The sequence below is a fragment of the Paraburkholderia xenovorans genome (assembly GCF_046030735.1).
Taxonomy (GTDB): domain Bacteria; phylum Pseudomonadota; class Gammaproteobacteria; order Burkholderiales; family Burkholderiaceae; genus Paraburkholderia; species Paraburkholderia xenovorans_A.
The window spans coordinates 254,363-271,272 of the sequence record NZ_JAQQBV010000002.1; the positions used below are offsets into that span (position 1 = coordinate 254,363).

A 16,910-nucleotide genomic window follows, 5' to 3' on the forward strand; every position below is an offset into this window, starting at 1 on the left:
ACGGCAGTTCAGGAACGGATCATCCGGGTCAGCTCGCCGATCTGTTTGGCGCAGCTTCGTTGCGCCTCGGCTTCGACCTCGCGATACAGACGAATGATCGATTCGCCCACCGCCGTGAGCGTGCAGCCGCCACCGCTTTGACCGCCTTGTTCCGATTCGGTGGCGGGCGCCTTGAGCGAGCGGTTCAACTCGTCGACCAACAACCACGCGCGCCGATACGACATGCCGAGGCTGCGCGCGGCTGCGGAGATCGAGCCGTATTCGCGTATCGCTTCGAGCAGTTCGACTTTGCCCGGACCGAGCGCGACGGCCTCGCCGCTGCGAATGCGCATTCTGAAGCGCACTTCCGGGCGTGTCTTCGCGCTCTTTGTCGCGGGTCTTGAGCTGGTTTTCGCGGTGTCTGCCATGCGCGAAAGCATACACGAACCGCCTCGCGCTGCCAGCCTGGCCGAACGGCCTGCAGCGGCACGTCAAGGCGACGCGGGAAAGCAATGTGCGTAGTCCTCGCAACCCGGACAACCCGGCGCAGGACCCGGTTGCAAGCCGAGCGAAAGCGCGCGTTGCTGCGCCAGGAATTTCTTCCAGCGCAGGTTGGCGACGTTCAGCACAACCAGCGTCGGAAAATAACGCGTCAGCATCCACGTCACGTCTTCGCGGCCGGTAAGACCCAGGTCGCGCCATAAATGGTCCGGCCGCAAACACGCATGCGCGACGATCGACGCGAGACAGCGGGCATCGTCGGCATCCACTGTTCTGGCGGCATACGCCAGCAACAACGCGCGCAGCGATTCGACGAATGCGGCATGCTCGCCGGTTGTCACGGCGGGCGCAGGCGCTTTCGTTGCAGAGCGTTCGAAGCGCCGCGCCATCAAGCCGTTCCACTCCGCTTCCCGCAAGCCGAGCAGCGCGAATTCGCGACGAACGTCGCGCGCGGCGAGCAGTTTGGCGAACAGTTGCGTGTCGGGTGAAGTGGGGTCGGCGGAGGCTGCCAGCCATTCGAGCGTGCGTTCGCCAGCCGGATCATTCGGCCCTCCGGCGGCGGTCACAGCAAATGAAAGCGGATCGTTAGACATAGCGACGACGCAGTGGCCAAGCAACGTTTCATGCTACGCCTTCCGCCCGAATCGTCTAAGCCGACGCGCCGAGCACGTGCGCGTCGATACGAGCGAGGCGTTTCACATGACGTGGCGCAGGCAGGATGTCCGAGCCGGAAAACAGAATCGGCGCGCCCTCTTCCGCGCTGAGCGCGCGGCCTGCGCATTCATACGCGACTATCACGTGCTCGCCGACCGGCGTATTGAACAGCTCATGCCACGAGAATGTGACGACGTAGCCATCCTGCCCCACCGCAACGAACACCGTTCGCTTGAATTCGCCCGGCACCGAGTCCGGCAGTCCCGCTTCCGTGATCAGCGTCGTCAGACGCACACCACGGTACGGCTCGACGCTGCGGATGAACCGGTTGCTCGTGTAGCAACGCAGATCGAACGGCGCGGCCTGCACGCTTTCATAACCTCTGAGCTGATCAAGATCGAAAGACAACGGACGCTGGAAGCGCCCGCCCAGCACGAGCCCGCCGTCGACGGCCGGTGCCGCACTCACATTCATCGTATTCATACGCGTCAATCTCCAACCTCGATGCGTGGGCGGCTCTTCCACCCGGTGTGCCCGTTAGGGCTGATTCGTGCCCGCTATGTTCGCAGGGATATTACGCCGAGTCGGTGCTCACGGCACGAAGCCACGCCGATACGCAATATATCGCCGGACATATCGCGGTCGAGTCAGGTGAACCGATTGCGGAATTTCCGCTATAGCTACCACGCTGCCTGCAACAACCGGCGAGGACATCGTAATATAGCGGTCTTAATAACGAACCGGGGTTTTGCATGATTCGCAAGCTGCTTGCTTCTCTCGTCATCGTGACCGGCGTGACGGCCGGCGCGCCCGCCTTCGCGCAGGACGACACGGTCAACGTGCTGTACGCCGGCTCTCTCGTGAACCTGATGGAACGCAGCGTGGGCCCGGCGTTCGAGAAGGCCACCGGCCAGCATTTCCGCGGCTATGCGGCCGGTTCGAACAAGATCGCCAACGAGATCAAAGGCAAGCTGCGACGCGGCGACGTGTTCATCAGCGCGAGTCCGAAGGTCAATAGCGGGCTGATGGGCGAGGCGAACGGCGACCACGTCACGTGGTATGTCAACTTCGCGGAATCGCCGTTGATGATCGGCTATAACCCGCAAAGCAAGTTCGCCGCGGACTTCAAAACCCGGCGCTGGGATCAGGTGTTGCAGGAGCCGGGCATCCGCATCGGCCGCACCGATCCGAAGCTCGATCCGAAAGGCGCGTTCACCGTCGAGATGATGACGAAGGCGGCAGACCTGTATCACCAGCCGGATCTCGTCGAGAAGACCTTGGGCGCACCGGAAAATCCCGCGCAGGTGTTGCCTGAGGAAACGCTGGTGGGCCGCCTGCAATCCGGCCAGCTCGACGCAGGCTTTTTCTACTCCACTGAAACCTCCGATCTGAAGATTCCGGCACTGCATCCGGCGCCGGAGTTGCAGGCCAAGGCCAGCTACACGCTGACGATTCTGAACGACGCACCCAACCGTGCCGGCGCGAGCAGCTTCGTCGACTTCCTGTTGAGCGCGCAAGGCCGCGCGTTGTTGAAGCAGCACGGCGTGGACGTGATCAAACCAACGGTGACCGGCAACGTCCAGGCGATGCCGCCTTCGGTGCAGGCCGTGATCGACGCCGCCCAGTAAGTCGTGCAACGTACCGCCGCGCGTCCGCTGCTTTGGCTGGCGGCGCTTCTTGCCGTCTATCTGTGTGCGCCGTTTGTGGCCAGCGTGCCGCAACTCGGCGCGGCCGATTGGGCCAATGTCGACTGGTCGGCGACGTGGTCCGCGGTTGGCGTATCGGCAGCGAGCGCCAGCGTCGCCACGCTGGTGATTCTGCTGGGCGGCGTGCCGCTCGGCTATTTCCTCGCCCGCTCGAATTCGCGCAAGGTGGCGCTGCTCGGTTTCGTCGTGCAGTTGCCGCTCGCGCTGCCGCCGCTGACGAGCGGTGTGCTGCTGCTGTTTCTGCTCGGACCGTATAGCTGGGTCGGCAAACTGACGGGCGGCCTGCTGACGGATTCGTTTGCCGGCATTGTGCTCGCGGAAACATTCGTGGCCGCGCCGTTCCTGATCATCGCCGCAAAATCCGCTTTTACGGCGGTCGATCCGGTACTCGACCACGTCGCCGCGACACTCGGCCATCATGCCGGCAGCCGTTTTCTGCGCGTCATGCTGCCGGTCGCGTGGCCGGCGATTCGCGCCGGACTAGCGCTTGCGTGGCTGCGTGCGTTCGGCGAATTAGGCGCGACTGTGATGGTCGCCTATCACCCGTATTCGCTGCCGGTCTATACGTATGTGGTGTTCGGCGGCCAGGGTCTGCCCGCGATGATGCCGTTGCTGCTGCCGACTCTCGCGATTGCGGTCGTCTGCGCGGCGCTGTCGATTTACAGCCTTCGGCAAAAGGCCGCGCTCGAACAGACCGAAAATGGCGACGACGCACTGGAACCCGCCGCCGATCTCACGGCGAGTCGCGGCGATGCAGCCGATCTGCGCCTTTCGTTCCAGTTGCGTCGACGCCTGGGCGCGTTCGATCTCGATCTGGCGTGGGCGCCGGTCACGCGGCGTCTGGCGATCATCGGTCCATCGGGTTCCGGTAAATCGCTGGCATTGCGCGTGATTGCGGGGCTCGAGCGCAATGAAGCCGGCTCGGTGCAATTGGGAACAGCCGATCTGAGCGCGTTGCCACCCGAGCGACGCCAGATCGGCTACATGCCGCAGGACTACGGCTTGTTTCCGCACATGACCGTGGCCCAGCAGCTTGCGTTTCCGGTCGATGCCGATGCCGCGAGCGCGCGCTACTGGCTCGATCATCTGGGGCTGGCGCAACTCGTCGCGCGTTTGCCGCATCAGCTTTCCTTCGGACAACGGCAGCGGGTCGCGCTCGCGCGCGCGCTGACGCGGCACAGTCAACTGCTGTTATTCGACGAACCGTTTGCCGCTTTGGATACGCCGCGCAGGCGTCGATTGCAGCAGTCGTTGCGGGCTTTGCAGCGCGAGATTGCGGCGGTGACGATCATCGTCACGCACGATCCCGACGAAGCCGCATTGCTCGCGGATGAGGTGCTGGTTGTCGAGCAAGGGCGCGTGCTTCAGGCGGGTTATATCGGTGAGGTATTCGAACGGCCTGCTTCGATGAGGGTTGCCGAGTTGCTTGGGCTACATAACGTGGGGGAAGGCGTGATGGTCGCGCCTGGACTGGTCGATCTGGGCAATGGGTTTGCTGTCGGCACTGGCGATTGCGGATTCGATTTTTTTGCGGGGCAACGGGTGATGTGGCGGGTCGCTTCTCAAGCGGTGGTGGGGTCGCCTGGCGGCGCTTACGAGGGGGTGGTTGAAGGTGTCGAGCTCAGGCGCGGGGAGCGGTATGTTCGGGTGAATATCGCCGGGGTTCGGCTTGATGTTCCCGATGGGGATGGGGTCGCGCGAGAAGGAGATGTTTGGCGGCTCGACGTTCGCGGGTTTGGAGTGGGGGTTTGGTGAGCACCACCCCAAACAGACGGCCCCTACTCCCCGGCATGAGCCCTTTCCCGAACCTGAGAAAAATCAACTTCCACCAACAACTTTCCGGAATCAAAAACGGTCTGAAGCGCTTCCTCCCAGTCCCCTTCGACGGTACGGTCATCCCAGGCAATAGGCAAAACAACAGTCCGATACTCCCCTGTACGCCGATTAACCAGCAAAGTCATCCGCCCTTTCATCGACCGTTTCGCGGAATCGGTCACAGGGTCCTTCCGCACATCGTGCCAAACATCCCCCAGTCGAATCGCGGAACACTTCATTGCAAACCGTTGCGTATCGCGATTGATCTGCTGCAACAACGCGCCACCCATCCCGAACACGATATTGTCGGCCGCAAACCCGGCCTCATCAATCGCCGCGAGAATCGTCTCGATCGACTCGGCATTCACGCCATCGCCCTGAATCACACGCACGTTGTTCAACACCCGGCGCCCCTTGCCGTTCACCGTCGAGCCGAACGAAGCCTCCAACGCGCGCATCGTCTGCAATACGATAGTCAACGGATCGCCTGAATCAGGCCGAATCACCAGCGTGCCGCCGCAATCGAGCACGGCCTGCTTCAACTCCGTGCCCCACACCTCAAGCGCGGCATACAGATCGTATGAATCCGACACCACCGAAACGATCGCCCCCGGCTTGCCGAACTGCGCAATCATGTTGCGGAACGCGTCGGTCTCGCGTTCGCGTCCCCACGACGTAATCGTGCTGTGCTCGGCCGCAGGCACGGAGAAAGCCGCCATCGCCTCGTTGTAATAGTGGTTCGCGGCAACCACACCCAGCACCGTGTCCGAACCCATGAAACTGACAAGATGCGCCGCGCCGCCGATCGCCGCCGATTCCGCACTCGAAACACCGCGCGCGCCGAAATCGTGCAACTTGAACGGCAGTTGCGTGAGGTCGTCGCTGCTCTTTTCGAGGTAGCCGCGAATGGTCTTGCGCAGGTGCCAGCTCTGCGTCGCCACCGTGATCGGATACCACACGCGCAGCAGCATCGTTTCCAGATACGACGCGAGCCAGAACACGCGAGGGTCGTCGCATTCGACCGTGACCAGCACATTGTGCGTCGGCACCACCGAGCCTTCCGGCACCGCGCGAATCCGCACCGGCAGATAGCCCCCATATTGCTCGACCACGTAACGCCAGCCCGCCTCGTTGAACGGCTCGCCATGCGCGGTGAAGAACGCTTTAGCCTGATCGATCATGGCCGGCGTAATCGGCTTGCACAGATACTCCTTGATCAGCATCTGCAAACCGAAAAACAGCGTGCGGTCATAGCGGCCGCCGCGCGACTCGATATACGAGAACATCGCAGTCGCTTCGGGCGGATATTGCAGGTAGTGCGACGCCTTGTACGAATCCGTATTGAGAATCGGATTGGACAGGATCGACGCCATATCGTCGGGACGGTTGCCGGTGTGTTGCATGGCTAGAACTCCTCTAGGCCGTTGAATCGCCGCCAGGTCTATCCCGGCGGAGCGGATGCGCTCGAATGCGCTCGAATACCTACAGCTTGCTCAGAAAATGATGGGCGATGTCGAAGTGATCTTCGAACATCACATTGCGCAGGGTCGCCAGTACGTTGAGCGGAATCCATTGCGCTTTGTCCGCGTCGTCGCTGCCTTTTACGCGCGGCAGTTCGCCGAATGGAAAGTGAAACAGAAACGCATGCGTAATAGTACGTCCACGCAGCGATCGATGCGGATGATCGAACACCTGACGATCCTTCAGCGACCCACGCATCACCGGTTCGGGAATCTTCAGGCCGGTTTCCTCGCGCAACTCGCGAATGCACGCGGCTTCGAGCCGCTCATCCTGATTGACGAAGCCGCCGGGCAACGCCCATAAACCGCGGCCGGGTTCGCTGCGCCGACGCACCAGCAGAATGTGCCCGGAATGCACCACGAGCGCGTCGACCGTCACGAACGTCACCGCATACGGCGCCGCAGCCCACTTCCTTTTATAGCCGGCAATGAACTCGGCTTCCGATTTCAATTGCGCGAATTCGGGCCGCTTGCGGAACTGCTCGAGCCACGCGAACACCGGTGCGGGTACAGCCCATTGCACGAAGCTGTTGCTGCGCTCGGCAAACAGTTGCTCGCGGATTTCGGTGGCGGAAATGTCTTCGGCGGCTTTGACGTCGATGAATTCCCATTGCGGGAACATGCGCAGATAGTACGAGGACGCATCTTTTTCATGGCCGATCAGCGCGATTTTCTTGCCGCTGGTATCGCCGAGTTGCGCGGCCACCGCGTCCTGGGTCCAGCGAAGCCAGTCGTTGTCGTTGTAGGTCGAATCTTGCACGGGCGCAATGGTGATGCGCTCGCGTTCGTCTTCACTCAACATCGACGCCAGCATTTCGCGGCGTTCCTCGAATGAAAACGGGTCTTTGATGGTGCGCGGTTTGTCGGTCGAGCCGATCAGAATGCACACCTTTTTCGCCGAAGCGAGCGCCTCGCGCAGCACCTGAAGATGCCCGCGATGCGGCGGTTGAAAACGGCCAATGAAAACGGTAGCGTCGAAACGCTTCGAAGATACTGTGCTCATGAGGCTCCCTCAAGAGTAGTTGGGCGGCGTCGGGTCTTTCCGTCTGCCGTATTGCGATTCTATGGTTGAGTCGCCGCACTCGTCAATCGAGCGGCGGTTTTTCATCGTTTCATCGCAGCTTAAAGCGCGAGTCAACTGCCTGCAAACTCAATTCGCGCGTCAATGTCCCGGCTTCAATTGCTGCGGTCCGTTCTTCGGCCACGTCGAGAGAAAGCGGCCGAGCACGCTCTTGCGACGCTCGACAAACGGAGGCCAGAGCATGTCGGCAAGCAGATTGATCCCTTGCGCGAGCGCACTGTCTTTCGCCGACGTCACGAGCGGCACACCACGATTGAGCGCCTCGTTCGCGAGCTTTTCATCGCGAGGCAACTGGTGCGCGACTTTTGCGCCGAGCGTCTGTTCGAGTGTCGTCAGGTTGATACGCGCGTTCTTGTCGTACTGATTCACGACCACTCGCACCTTGCTCGCCGAATACCCAAGCTCCCTGAAAATCTCCAGCATGCGGCGACCACCGTGCAAATAGAGCAGGTTTTGCCGCACGATCATGCAGATCGCGTCGCTCTGATCGAGTGCATGAATCGTCAGCGGATTGAGACTCTGCCCGACATCGATCAACACCGCGTCATAGCGCTCGCGAGCCAGCGCGAGAATCCGTTCCAGTTGCGCAGGCAGCAACTCCGCTGCCTTGAGCGGATCGCCAGCGCCCGCCAGCACGTCGAGATTGGCATGCACGTGCATCAGACACGACTCGAACAGCGCGACGTCGAGACGTTCGATCTGTGAGCACAAATCCGCGAGTGTGGTGGGCGGCGGCTTGTCGGCCATCAGCAGACTGGCATCGCCGAACTGCTGGGTCAAATCGATCAGCAGCACGCGCCGGTTGCGCAGCGCGGCCTGCGAGTAAGCGAGATTCACTGCGATCAGCGTCGTGCCGCTGCCGCCCTTGCACGACGCCATCGACACCACCCGTCCCGCCCGGCGCTTGCCGATGCTTTTTTGCGTGTCGATCTGCGTGAGTGAAGACGCCACCTCGTGCGCGTCGAGCGGCCAGGCCAGTACATGTCGCACGCCGACGCGCAGCGCGGCGCCCAGCAACGCGGCGGATGGCGCCGGCGTCACCAGCATGCAATGCAAACGGGGATTGCACGCGAGCGCCTCTTCGACGCCGCTCAACTCCCGCGCAGTCAATCCGACTTCGTCGACGATCAGCAGATCCGCGTGCCGGATCGCCGCGCCATACAGGCGCAACTGCCGCACCGTGTCGTACACGACGCGCAACCGGTACACCACCCCGCTCTCCTCGAGGCGCGCGACGATGTGCGGTGCCCGTTCGGCGCTGGACGAAATCAGAAAGATGTCGATCATGTCGGGTCTCCGCCGGCCTGCCGTCACTCGGTCAGACGAGGCCGTGTCAGTTGCGGCCGGCGCTCACGTGCAGTCGTCCGGATCGAAGGGCTGAATGTCCGCGCCGCGCTCGCGGTCCCGTTCCGACGAAGCCGGTATCTCGTACATCGCATCGCGCAGCGCTTCGCGTTGCAGTTCCTGCTGCGCTTTGCGCTTGATTGCGTCGGCGATGACCAGCGTTTGAAGATCCACCGGCGGCGTCGCGAACAACGCACGTGGCGCCGCATGGCACCGCTGCCAGGAGATCGAGTCGTTGCGAGTGTGTTTGACGCGAATGTCGCCGTGAACCTCGTCGCGCTGTGCGGCTCGACGGTCCAGTCCGATAGCAGCCGGTTTGCTGATCCTGTTCATGACATCCCCCGATGATGGGCTCTGAAAGTTTTTCCAGGTGAGCCGTGCCCGCGTGAATACGCGAACACGGCGCCCGGCCAACCTCGTAACTTGCGCCTCTCTGAGAAGGCTCAGGCCTTTTTTTCTCCCCGCTGCTTCGCGCCGGCTGGTCCCGACCGTGCGCGGCCCCGTCCCTGTTCTATGCGTCACATGCCACCCGTCGACAGCCCGGGCGCTGTGCCTGTCGCTATTGCTCGCTGCTTCCCCGCAACCTGATTCCGTCCCAAAGTCCCAGGAGGACGAAAAAAAGTGGCGAGGTCATCGCTTCACGTCGCCCGGTCGCGAATGACCGATACCCCTCGTATCGATCTTTCGCGCCGTTTTATTGACGTCCGTTTTTTGAGTGGCCCCGCCGCACCCTCGTAAAACGCATTGGCTTTCCCCGGCCGCGCTTTACGGAGTTTCTGATTGCCGCCGGACATTGGCTTTATTCGCTGTTTACCGATGCTTACCCGTCCGGCGGCAATGCAAACCGCTTGTAGCCTGCATATTGCAACGCCCATGCCATGCGGCCTCAATCCCTTGCGGCACGGCGATTTTTGTTGCATCGCACCGTATTCGGACCCGCTTCGCGTCGCTCGATGATTCGTATTCGACACGTGTTCTCCGCCGCTCAAAAAGCGTCGGAGAAAAATGTACATAAGAAAAGCACCCGCCACTCGCAATACATCCCGTCTCCAGCAAAGCTTTGCGCGGTGCGCCGGTCAAATATGCCGATGCGTTGGGGCATGAATGACGCGTAAAAACGTGCTGCCCGATTTGTCGCAAACGTGAGACGTGCCATTTCCGGTTCAGCGACGCCTCGGACATGGCCGTTCATGCCAATTGGTTTCGAAATGTGGGACACCGCGCTTATCCCCTCTTGACCTGCTCTTTTTGAGCACTACAACAAATGTGCAAAACGCGGAATTCGTTCTGAATCCATATTTGTTTGTATGGCGTTACAAAGGACTTTCGCTTATGGTTAAGCCATGCGCCGCATAGAGCGCCTTGTATCAGGCCAACGAGGTATGAAACGGCAAATTTGATTCGGGGATGAAATCGTTTAGCGCGGACCGGCGTTTCAAGCCGACGCGCTTTTCGTCCGATGTGTAGCAACGTGCAGCAAACAGCGGCGCGCGCCGCCAGTTCCATGTTCCCGAATCGCCGCCGCCGTGAATCCGTGATCACCAGGCTGCTCGCTGCAACAGCGGGCAAGGTGAGAAAAGATGCCGCCGCTTCCGCATCCATGGAACGGCGGACTCAGTTGGCCGTGAATCGGGGCCGTTCGCCGATTCACTCCAGACCGTAGAACAGCAGTCGAGAGCGCAGCATCGACCCGGGGGCAACATGAATACGACTTGCACGCCTGTCGACACGGAACGCACCGTTCTGTATGTGTCGAACTCGCCCGATCAGGACCTCGCCAGTTTTCTGGCGGCCTCGGGCTGGCAAACAGTGCATGCGAAAAGCACAGCGATCGCGGAACGCATGATCGAACGCGGCAACATCAAGGTCGGTCTGGTCGAACTACCTGCCGAATGCACGTCCCAACATCTGTCCGCGCTGGCGTCCTGCATGCGGCGCGTCGAAACCAACTGGGTCGCGCAGATCGCGCCGGGCCAGGCGAAAGACGAACTGGTCAGCCGCTTCATCCTCGACTATTGCTTCGACTTCGTGACACGCCCCTGGATGAACGAGCGGCTCGTGTTCGCGCTCGGCCACGCGCACGGACTGTCGAGCCTGCGCCAGGCGCGGGTCGTGCTGGAACCGTCGCTCGGCCGGCACGGGATGGTCGGGCAATGCGAGGCGATGCAGCAGCTTTACCGGCGAATCGACAAATGCGGCGTGACGGAGGCGCCAGTGTTCGTCGCCGGCGAATCGGGCACCGGCAAGGAACTGACTGCCCGCGCGATCCATGACCGCTCGCCGCGCGCCGGCAAACCCTTCGTCGCGATCAATTGCGCGGCGATTCCGCCCAGTCTTTTGCAAGCCGAACTGTTCGGCCACGAGCGCGGCGCGTTCACCGGCGCGTTGCAACGCAAGATCGGCCGGATCGAAAGCGCGCACGAGGGCACGTTGTTTCTCGACGAGATCGGCGACATGCCGCATGAATGCCAGGCCGTGCTGCTGCGCTTTTTGCAGGAAGGCACGATCGAGCGGCTCGGCGGCAACGGTCCGATCAATGTGAATGCCCGGGTGATTTCCGCGACCCACGTCGACCTCGACAAAGCCGTGGAAGACGGCCGGTTCCGCTCCGACCTGTATCACCGTCTCTGCGTGCTGCGCCTCGTCGAGCCGCCGTTGCGCGAACGCGGCGGCGACATCAAGCTGCTCGCCAACTACGCGCTCAGCATGTACAAGCAGGACGGCGCGCGCAAACTGCGCGGACTGTCCAGCGATGCGATCGTCGCGATGTCGAACTATCCGTGGCCGGGCAATGTGCGCGAGCTGATCAACTGCGTGCGCCGCGCGGTGGTGATGAGCGAAGGCCGTTTCATTACGGCGAGCGACCTCGGCCTGCCCGACTCCGACAACGGGCCGGCCGTGACGCTGGCGGAAATCCGCAGCAAAGCCGAGAAAGACGCGATCGAACACGCGTTGCAACGGCATGGCTACAAGCTGTCCGAGGCGGCTGCCGAACTCGGCATTTCGCGCGCCACGCTCTACCGGCTGATGCATGCGAACCGGCTGCACCAGGAACCGGGCGCCACCGGCCGCGCGCTCAATCCCAACGGTGGAGCGGATGCCGACGACCAGACCGTGCAACAGGCGACTTCAGCGGCTTAAGGCCGTGCGTGGGGGCGGCCGGCAATGGTTTGCGCGGCGCTTGCGGTTCGCCGCGCCGCCGCAGCCGCGCCACCTCGGTCAATCCGTCGCGACGACCTCCTGCGCGGCAACCTCCTTGTGAGCACACGAAACCCTGCGGTGGAGCGCCGCCCCTCCTCCACCGTTGCGGCTCAGGCAAGCCCCTGCGACGCGCTCGCCATCCGCGCCCAGCCCCTCGATATTGACCACCCGTGCCGCCGCAAGAAACTTGCGCTCGCCGCCACGATCCTCGGCTCGAGCATGGCGTTCATCGACGGCTCGGTCGTCAACGTCGCGTTGCCATCGATCCAGAGCGAACTCGGCTCGAGCGTCGCGGCGATCCAATGGGTGGTCAATGCGTATCTGCTGTTTCTCGGCGCGCTGGTGCTGGTGGGCGGCTCGCTCGGCGACAAACTCGGCCGGCGCACGGTCTTCATCGCGGGGATCGGGTTGTTTACGCTGGCCTCGATCGGCTGTGGTTTCGCGCCTCACGTCGGCGCGCTGATCGCCGCGCGCGCCGTGCAAGGCGTGGGCGCGGCGCTGCTGGTGCCGAGCAGTCTCGCGATCATCGGCGCGGTATTCGACGACAAGGAGCGCGGCCAGGCGATCGGCACATGGGCGGGCGTCGGCGCCATCACGTCCGCGATCGGGCCGGTGGCGGGCGGCTGGCTCGTCGACGCGTTGTCGTGGCGGGCAATCTTCTTCCTCAACGTACCGATTGCGTGCGCAACCATCGCGCTGGCGGCACTGGCCGTGCCCGACAGCCGCGCGCACGAACCGGCCGACGGCGGCGTGGATTCGCCGCCGCCAGGGCTCGATTGGCCGGGCGCCGCCGCTGCGGCCGCGGGGCTCGCCGCGCTGACCTACGGGCTGACGATCGCGTCCGCGCGTGGATTCGGCGATCGCTGGGTGCTGGCGTCGATCGTCGGCGGCCTGCTGGTGCTCGGCGCGTTCGTCGTGCTCGAAGCGAGGACCCGCAATCCGATGATGCCGCTCGACGTGTTCCGTTCGCGCGACTTCGTCGGCGCCAATCTTGTCACGCTGCTGCTTTACTTCGGACTCGGCGGCGTGCTGTTCTTCCTGCCGTTCACGCTGATCCGCGCTGACGGTTACAGCGCGACCGAAGCCGGCGCGGCGCTGCTGCCGGTGCCGGTCACGATCGGGTTGTTGTCGCGCCTGACCGGTGGGCTGACGAGCCGCTTCGGCGCGCGGGCGTTGCTGAGCGTGGGGCCGCTGATCGCGGCGTCCGGTTTCGCGATGCTCGCGCTGCCGTGGGTGCGCGGCGAGTACTGGCGCGGCTTCCTGCCCGCGCTGATCGTGCTCGGCCTCGGCATGACGATCACGGTCGCGCCGCTGACCACGACCGTGATGGCATCGGTTTCCGCTGCGCGGACCGGTGTCGCGTCCGGCATCAACAACGCGGTGGCCCGTGTCGCGAGTCTGCTGGCGATCGCGGTGCTGGGCATCGTGTTCGTGTGGTCGCACGATGCCGCGCTCGACGCACGGCTCGCCGCGTCGCAGTTGCCGCAGACGGTGCGCGACACAGCCCGGCTGACGCAACTGGGAGCGGCTGAAGGATCCGCGCGTTCGGACGGCACCCCGCAAGCTCCTTCGGCCGATCCAGAACAAGCCCGCGAGGTCGCTCAGGCTCAGGCCGCGGCATTGGGCACGGCCTTGCGCGCCGTAGCGCTGGTGTCGGCCGTCTGCGCGCTGGCCGGCGCAGCGTTGGCAGCAGCGACGATACGCTCGCCAGACAGGCCGTAAGCGCGCTCGTATTCTCATCGACAGTTCATCAGGCGCTGAAACGTCGCGGTTAGCCGCCGCCCCATACTTGCGTGTATCGACGCTTGATATCCCACGACTCGAAGCCGCCCGGAGACCCTCATATGACGATCACCTGCTTCATCCGCTATCAGATCGACCCGTTTCAACGCGAGGTCTTCCATGACTACGCCCGCAACTGGGGGCGCATTATTCCGCGCTGCGGCGGCCATCTGATCGGCTACTTCCTGCCGCACGAGGGCACCAACGACATTGCGTGGGGTTTGATTGCCTTCGACAGCCTCGCCGCCTACGAGACCTACCGCGCGCGACTGCGCACCGATCCCGACGCGCGAGAAAATTTCCGGCTCGCGCAGACAAAGCGCCTCATCCTGCGCGAAGAGCGCAGCTTCACCGAGGTGGTCGAAGGGACGGTGGGCGTGCCGGCAGCGGGCACTTCGAGCGAAGCGGTGTAAAGCCCAAAGGCGGCCGCCCAGGCAAGCTTTCTGCTACCTGACGCAGCATGTCGTACTCTATCGAACCCGCGCGGCGTTCCCTTACAGAACGCCGCCGCAGGAACTTGTACGACTAAACCGGTGTCGGTTCATGGTCCACCGGCCGACCCGGCCCACGCGTCCCGGCCCAGCCGCGCGCTTCTGGCTCCCCGCTTTACACCCTATGCGCAAACTATTCCACGTCTGGTTCTTCATCCTTTTCATCGTCGGCGCCGCGCCGGCCTTTGCCGCCAACGCTCAGCCGGCTGCCCCCGCGGCAGCGTCGGGTGCCGCGATCAGCCTCACGCCCGAGCAGGCCCGCCAGGCGCTCGACGTCCTCAACGACCCCAAACGCCGCGCGCAAGTCACCGATACGCTGCACGCAATCGCCGCAGCCGGCGCGCTGGCCGCGCCGCTGCCGTCCGCCTCCGCGGCTGCTGCGGCGTCGGCGGCTTCCGCGCCTGCCGCGGCCAGCGGCGCAGCCGCGCTCGTGCCGGCTGCATTCCAGTCGAACGGTCTCGCGTCGCAGTTGGCGCGCCAGGGTGCGCATTGGGCCGTGCGGCTCGGCGACTCGTTGCGCCGTTCGCTCGCCGCGCTGCTCGACGTTTCGTCGGTACATGCATGGTGGAACTGGCAGTTGACCAATCCGCAAGCGCGCAGCGTGCTGGGACACGTTCTCGGGTCGCTGCTCGCCGCGTTGCTGCCCGCGCTCGCGCTCGAGTGGCTCGCGCGCCGCCTGCTGCGCCGCGCTTACCGGGCGCTCGCCGCGCGCCGCGAGCATGGCGACGAAGACACCGCGCCGCAAGCCGACCTGCCCGTCGACGTGAAACCGCAACCAGCCGATGCGCCGAATGCCGCTCCGCCGCTGCCGGTGCCGTCCGCTGCCGAAGCGCTTGCCGCCGCCCAGGCCGCGCCGGCAGGCACCGGCATGAGCCCTGAAAAACCCTCCGGCAAAGCCAGCGAAGCCAAAGGCAAGCAGAACGCGCAACATCACTGGACATTGCTCCAACGCCTGCCGCGCGCGCTGCTGACGATGGTGCTACGGCTGCTGCCGCTGGCGGTATTCGTCGGCGCGGCGAGCGCGCTGATGTCCATCTTCACCGACGACGGCACGCCGCAAGACCGCGCGCTCGATTCGCTGATCGACATTTACGTGCTGTGCCGCGTGATCGTGATCGTGAGCGGCTTCTTCCTGCAGCCGCACGCGCCGCGCCTGCGTCTATTGCGGATGAGCGACGCGTGGGCCGTATTCGTGCAGCACTGGATGGTGCGTATCGTCAGCGTGGTCGGCGCCGGTTCGGCCGTCGCGGAAATCGCGCAATCGCTCGGCCTGAGCGACGCCGCGCATCTCGCGCTGATGAAGGTGGTCGCCCTGGCCGCCCACGTGATGATCTCGATCCTGATCCTGCAATGCGCGAAGCCGGTCGGCGAACTGATCCGCACGCGTTTCGCCGCGCGCGCTTCGCTGGAAATGTTCGGCAATGCCCTCGCCGATGCATGGGCGTGGTTCGCGGTGTTTGTCGTGATGGCACTGTGGTTCATCTGGGCGCTCGACGTGCAGAACGGCTATCACGCACTGCTGCATCTGGGCGGTATTTCGCTGGCGATTCTGGTCGGCGCGCGGGTCGTGTCGATTGTGATCTTCGGCGCGCTCGCGCGGCTCTTCAACATCGACAGCGATGCGGCCGAGTCGCTCGTGCATCAGCATGCATACCGCTACTACCCGCTGTTGCGGCGGGTCGTGACGTGGATCATCGGCGTGGTCACCGCGCTCGCGCTGTTGCAGGTGTGGGGCGTCGATCTGAGCGATCTGTTCCGCGCGGGGACGGTCGGCCATCGCCTCGCATCGGCGGTCGTGACGATCGCGGTGGCGGCCGTCATTGCGCTGCTGGTGTGGGAAAGCGTGAACGTGTCGATCGAGCGGCGGCTGGACCGCTGGACCAGCAGCGGCGACACCGTGCGCGCCACACGCCTGCGCACGCTGCTGCCGATGCTGCGCAGCGCGTTGTTCTGCGCGATCGCGCTGGTGGTGGTGCTCACCGGGCTCAGCGAACTCGGCGTGAATATCGGACCGCTGCTGGCGGGCGCGAGCATTTTCGGCGTGGCGCTCGGCTTCGGTTCGCAGAAACTCGTGCAGGATTTCATCACCGGCATTTTTCTGCTGATGGAAAACGCGCTGCAAGTGGGCGACTGGGTCACCGTGGCGGGCGTGTCCGGCACGGTCGAGTATCTGTCGATCCGCACGGTGCGGCTGCGCGGCGGCGACGGCTCGCTGTTCACCGTGCCATTCAGTTCGGTCACGACGGTGAACAACACCAATCGCGGGCTCGGCAACGCCGCGGTGAAGGTGAACATCGTGTTCGGGCAGGACGTCGATCTGGCGATCGCCACGCTGAAGGAAATCGGCGCCGCGCTGCGTGAGGACGACAAATTCAAGGACGGCATTCTGTCCGACTTCAGCTTCTGGGGCGTGGATGGGGTGGACGGGTCGGCGGTCACGCTCGCCGGTCAGATCCAATGCCGCGACAGCGCGCGCTGGGGCGTGCAGCGCGAATTCAACCGGCGCATTCTCGATCAGTTCAGCGCGCGCGGCCTCGAGATCGCGAATCCGCAACGGCATGTGCTGACGTGGGATCCGGAAAGCGAGCCGGCCAAGCTCGAAACAAACGGTGCGGCGGCTGGCGCTTCGACGAATTCGCCGAAAGACCTCGCCGACGCGTCGCCAGAAACAGCCGGCCCGCACGCCGACAAAAAGCCGGCCGACGCGCCCGTCGAAGACCAACTGCCAGTGGACCCCAAGCCGGCCGGCGGTCCAGGAACGCCAGCCAATCCCGGTTCGACTTCTCCGCACGAGTGAAGTACTGGCCGTGCCCGGCGCGTTCCGACGTCCACGACG

The 16,910-nt window shown here is 63.9% G+C and carries 14 protein-coding genes; 6 read left to right on the plus strand and 8 right to left on the minus strand.

From position 1 onward, the window contains the following. Positions 1-8: 8 nt before the first annotated feature. From PQQ51_RS02850 to PQQ51_RS02860, 3 genes are all read right to left on the minus strand, one after another. Positions 9-332 (minus strand): winged helix-turn-helix domain-containing protein, encoded by a 324-nt coding sequence (locus tag PQQ51_RS02850; protein ID WP_527250783.1) that lies wholly within the window; start codon positions 330-332, stop codon positions 9-11. 138 nt (positions 333-470) lie between these two features. After that, complete coding sequence (locus tag PQQ51_RS02855; RefSeq protein ID WP_408494640.1) at positions 471-1,073, minus strand: nitrogen fixation protein NifQ; 603 nt, start codon at positions 1,071-1,073, stop codon at positions 471-473. Positions 1,074-1,128: 55 nt separating this feature from the next. Next, positions 1,129-1,617, minus strand: a complete 489-nt coding sequence (locus tag PQQ51_RS02860; protein WP_408494642.1) for a molybdopterin-dependent oxidoreductase — start codon at positions 1,615-1,617, stop codon at positions 1,129-1,131. Between the two features lie 269 nt (positions 1,618-1,886). On the opposite strand from PQQ51_RS02860, the gene PQQ51_RS02865 reads away from it, so the two are divergent. Continuing rightward, complete coding sequence (locus tag PQQ51_RS02865; RefSeq protein WP_408494644.1) at positions 1,887-2,762, plus strand: extracellular solute-binding protein; 876 nt, start codon at positions 1,887-1,889, stop codon at positions 2,760-2,762. Positions 2,763-2,765: 3 nt separating this feature from the next. Continuing rightward, a complete protein-coding gene (locus PQQ51_RS02870; protein ID WP_408494646.1) occupies positions 2,766-4,595 on the plus strand; it encodes an ABC transporter ATP-binding protein/permease in 1,830 nt (609 codons plus the stop codon). A gap of 23 nt (positions 4,596-4,618) precedes the next feature. On the opposite strand, the gene PQQ51_RS02875 is transcribed toward PQQ51_RS02870, so the two are convergent. The 5 genes from PQQ51_RS02875 to PQQ51_RS02895 all read right to left on the minus strand — a co-directional run bounded on the left by PQQ51_RS02875 (position 4,619) and on the right by PQQ51_RS02895 (position 10,202). After that, the gene (locus tag PQQ51_RS02875) at positions 4,619-6,058 is read right to left on the minus strand and encodes a nicotinate phosphoribosyltransferase (protein WP_408494648.1); all 1,440 of its coding nucleotides are present in this window, start codon (positions 6,056-6,058) and stop codon (positions 4,619-4,621) included. 79 nt (positions 6,059-6,137) lie between these two features. Next, positions 6,138-7,178 carry a bifunctional nicotinamide-nucleotide adenylyltransferase/Nudix hydroxylase gene (locus PQQ51_RS02880; protein ID WP_408494650.1) on the minus strand — a complete coding sequence of 347 codons (1,041 nt, stop codon included), beginning with the start codon at positions 7,176-7,178 and terminating at the stop codon, positions 6,138-6,140. Between the two features lie 159 nt (positions 7,179-7,337). Then, positions 7,338-8,543, minus strand: a complete 1,206-nt coding sequence (locus PQQ51_RS02885) for a CpaE/TadZ family protein (protein ID WP_408494652.1) — start codon at positions 8,541-8,543, stop codon at positions 7,338-7,340. A 63-nt stretch (positions 8,544-8,606) separates the two neighbouring features. Further along, positions 8,607-8,933, minus strand: coding sequence for a hypothetical protein (locus PQQ51_RS02890; protein WP_408494654.1), 327 nt, complete (start codon positions 8,931-8,933; stop codon positions 8,607-8,609). An 891-nt stretch (positions 8,934-9,824) separates the two neighbouring features. Next, a complete protein-coding gene (locus PQQ51_RS02895) occupies positions 9,825-10,202 on the minus strand; it encodes a hypothetical protein (RefSeq protein WP_408494656.1) in 378 nt (125 codons plus the stop codon). Between the two features lie 99 nt (positions 10,203-10,301). Here PQQ51_RS02895 and PQQ51_RS02900 point away from each other — a divergent pair, with 99 nt between their 5' ends. The 4 genes from PQQ51_RS02900 to PQQ51_RS02915 all read left to right on the plus strand — a co-directional run bounded on the left by PQQ51_RS02900 (position 10,302) and on the right by PQQ51_RS02915 (position 16,871). Continuing rightward, positions 10,302-11,741: a sigma 54-interacting transcriptional regulator gene (locus PQQ51_RS02900; RefSeq protein WP_408494658.1), complete on the plus strand. Its 1,440-nt coding sequence runs from the start codon at positions 10,302-10,304 to the stop codon at positions 11,739-11,741. A gap of 117 nt (positions 11,742-11,858) precedes the next feature. Further along, positions 11,859-13,523, plus strand: coding sequence for an MFS transporter (locus tag PQQ51_RS02905; RefSeq protein ID WP_408494660.1), 1,665 nt, complete (start codon positions 11,859-11,861; stop codon positions 13,521-13,523). 122 nt (positions 13,524-13,645) lie between these two features. Beyond that, positions 13,646-13,996 (plus strand): NIPSNAP family protein, encoded by a 351-nt coding sequence (locus tag PQQ51_RS02910; RefSeq protein ID WP_408494662.1) that lies wholly within the window; start codon positions 13,646-13,648, stop codon positions 13,994-13,996. Positions 13,997-14,198: 202 nt separating this feature from the next. Continuing rightward, the gene (locus tag PQQ51_RS02915) at positions 14,199-16,871 is read left to right on the plus strand and encodes a mechanosensitive ion channel family protein (protein ID WP_408494665.1); all 2,673 of its coding nucleotides are present in this window, start codon (positions 14,199-14,201) and stop codon (positions 16,869-16,871) included. The last annotated feature ends 39 nt before the right edge of the window (positions 16,872-16,910 follow it).

Bases quoted from the DNA above. Each gene is read 5' to 3' on its own strand.
- PQQ51_RS02850 (WP_527250783.1), bottom strand. From the start codon at position 332: ATGCGCATTCGCAGCGGCGAGGCCGTCGCGCTCGGTCCGGGCAAAGTC.
- PQQ51_RS02855 (WP_408494640.1), bottom strand. From the start codon at position 1,073: ATGTCTAACGATCCGCTTTCATTTGCTGTGACCGCCGCCGGAGGGCCG.
- PQQ51_RS02860 (WP_408494642.1), bottom strand. From the start codon at position 1,617: ATGAATACGATGAATGTGAGTGCGGCACCGGCCGTCGACGGCGGGCTC.
- PQQ51_RS02865 (WP_408494644.1), top strand. From the start codon at position 1,887: ATGATTCGCAAGCTGCTTGCTTCTCTCGTCATCGTGACCGGCGTGACG.
- PQQ51_RS02875 (WP_408494648.1), bottom strand. From the start codon at position 6,058: ATGCAACACACCGGCAACCGTCCCGACGATATGGCGTCGATCCTGTCC.
- PQQ51_RS02880 (WP_408494650.1), bottom strand. From the start codon at position 7,178: ATGAGCACAGTATCTTCGAAGCGTTTCGACGCTACCGTTTTCATTGGC.
- PQQ51_RS02885 (WP_408494652.1), bottom strand. From the start codon at position 8,543: ATGATCGACATCTTTCTGATTTCGTCCAGCGCCGAACGGGCACCGCAC.
- PQQ51_RS02890 (WP_408494654.1), bottom strand. From the start codon at position 8,933: ATGAACAGGATCAGCAAACCGGCTGCTATCGGACTGGACCGTCGAGCC.
- PQQ51_RS02895 (WP_408494656.1), bottom strand. From the start codon at position 10,202: ATGGATGCGGAAGCGGCGGCATCTTTTCTCACCTTGCCCGCTGTTGCA.
- PQQ51_RS02900 (WP_408494658.1), top strand. From the start codon at position 10,302: ATGAATACGACTTGCACGCCTGTCGACACGGAACGCACCGTTCTGTAT.
- PQQ51_RS02910 (WP_408494662.1), top strand. From the start codon at position 13,646: ATGACGATCACCTGCTTCATCCGCTATCAGATCGACCCGTTTCAACGC.
- PQQ51_RS02915 (WP_408494665.1), top strand. From the start codon at position 14,199: ATGCGCAAACTATTCCACGTCTGGTTCTTCATCCTTTTCATCGTCGGC.